Source organism: Bacillus cereus group sp. BfR-BA-01355, from assembly GCF_022663675.1.
Classification (GTDB): Bacteria; Bacillota; Bacilli; order Bacillales; family Bacillaceae_G; genus Bacillus_A; species Bacillus_A thuringiensis_S.
On sequence record NZ_JAKUFY010000388.1, the window covers coordinates 1 to 274 of the forward strand.

The window sequence follows — 274 nt, forward strand, 5'->3', positions numbered from 1 at the left end:
CCTTTATATTTATTTAAAAAAGTGCAACATCTATTGCACTTTTTTTAAAACTAAAAATCATGAACTTTTTTACCAATGTTTGCGATGAAAGCAAATAAAACATTTACAAAAATGTTTATGGTGTTTATGCTCACAGCGGTGATTATGATGCTTATGTTCACAGCGATGGTTATGATGTTTATGCTTACAGCAATCATTATTTCAATTCATTTTTATCCCCCCTATCAAACAAGGGTTATAATATTCTATATTTTAATAGGAAACATGCTTGTTT

1 protein-coding gene is annotated in these 274 nt (G+C 28.1%); it reads left to right on the top strand.

Going from position 1 to position 274, the window contains the following annotated elements; genetic code table 11:
* Positions 1-75: 75 nt before the first annotated feature.
* A partial coding sequence (locus tag MR167_RS32180) for a hypothetical protein (protein WP_242316290.1) occupies positions 76-274 on the top strand: 199 nt, incomplete at its 3' end.